This window comes from Planococcus sp. S3-L1, from assembly GCF_030063085.1.
Taxonomy (GTDB): Bacteria; Bacillota; Bacilli; order Bacillales_A; family Planococcaceae; genus Planococcus; species Planococcus kocurii.
The window spans coordinates 1-1,460 of sequence record NZ_JASISN010000048.1; the positions used below are offsets into that span (position 1 = coordinate 1).

Consider the following 1,460-nt stretch of genomic DNA (forward strand, 5'->3'; position numbering starts at 1 on the left):
TTGAATGTAACTTATGTGCAGTTAAGTTACATTCAAAAAATTTAAGAGAGTAGTTTTACAAACTTTAAATAACCGTAATTATTAGGCGAGCAGCTAGATATCAGCCAAGTTCTCTTGTTTGGTGTCGCTCTTGGTGTAATTTCTTCGATTGGTCACTTAGCTTTGTTATTTATATTTAATTATTCAATAAATTATAAACTGTAAAAGTAAAATATATGGTAAAATCAAGAAAAATCGAAAGGGGAATTACTATGCCCATAATTAGACTTCTTGATGATATGGTCGGAGCCGTTGTTGATGTGCTCAAACTTGTCGGTTATTTTCTTGTTGGGGTTATCGGTGTAACTATTCCGCTGTACGGAATAGCCAAATTATTTGATTTGATTGTCTATATCTTTTACTAATGAAAAAATTCAAATAGAGAAGATAAGTTTAAATAAAATGAAATATACAAATGAAAGGTCGTGTTCGAAAAAGAGCACGGCTTTTTATTGAATCTGAATGTAACTTATTGTGAATTAATTTACATTCGAAACCTTAGAAACTAAAAGCTTAAGGAGGGGCGAAGTATGAGCTTAGAACACGAATTTTTCTTAGTCCCCAATACAGTTACCTATCAAGAGTTGATGAGGAGCAATGAGAAAAATCTAGACATTATTGACTCCCTAGATATCCCAGACGATTTGATTCAATACATAGCAGATTCTCTGAGTTGGATTCCATGTAAAAATCCAGCAATATCGATGACAAGAGAAGAAACAGGAATAAATTATTATGGTGTCACCCTCTTTGATCAAACGTCAGCAGCCACGATGAAAAGCATTTTTATCGCTTGGCACTCTTTGTTTACAAACTCCCCTGAAAAACTGGAGCTGACTGGAGAATTTGTGCTTTCTTCCAAAAAAAATATACTAGGGACGCATGAACGTTTAATTTTTAGTAGAGATGACGTTCTTGAGTTACTAGAGAGATTGCTATCTATGATTGAAAGGCTGGAAGAAGGGAATCTTTACCTCTACCATCTTGGAATATAAAAAACTGAATGTAACTTAATAGCAATTAAATTACATTCAAAAAGGCCAAGCAAGGGAATTCATCCCTCACTTAGCCTTTACCGTGATTCTCATAAAAACGTTATAAAATAATTTACTATCCGCGATTAAATTAAGCACACATATGTGTTAATTGATTATTCATCTTCTGGCATATCAGGGAAAACAATTGTTTTTTCGTTTATTAATAATTTAGGATTTAAATTATAATTTGTATGAAGAAAATCAATCTTATCGTCTTCAAACTGAATAACTGCAATCAAAGCATTCTCGTAATCAACAACTGCAACCTTATTCGAATTAAGATATATTTCACTTTCCGGGTGCATCTCTATAAACCAACCATTTTTACAATCAAATTTTTTCATTTTCATTTCCCCTTATTTATATACTTAAGTTATTACTTTA

At 32.1% G+C, this 1,460-nt stretch carries 3 protein-coding genes; 2 read left to right on the top strand and 1 reads right to left on the bottom strand.

Going from position 1 to position 1,460, the window contains the following annotated elements:
• The first annotated feature begins 251 nt into the window (after positions 1–251).
• Complete coding sequence (locus QMF37_RS18160) at positions 252–404, top strand: hypothetical protein (RefSeq protein WP_283479139.1); 153 nt, start codon at positions 252–254, stop codon at positions 402–404.
• Between the two features lie 165 nt (positions 405–569).
• Positions 570–1,034, top strand: coding sequence for a hypothetical protein (locus QMF37_RS18165; protein WP_283479140.1), 465 nt, complete (start codon positions 570–572; stop codon positions 1,032–1,034).
• A 155-nt stretch (positions 1,035–1,189) separates the two neighbouring features.
• Here QMF37_RS18165 and QMF37_RS18170 read toward each other — a convergent pair whose 3' ends face one another.
• Positions 1,190–1,420 carry a hypothetical protein gene (locus tag QMF37_RS18170; protein ID WP_038703704.1) on the bottom strand — a complete coding sequence of 77 codons (231 nt, stop codon included), beginning with the start codon at positions 1,418–1,420 and terminating at the stop codon, positions 1,190–1,192.
• Positions 1,421–1,460: the final 40 nt, after the last annotated feature.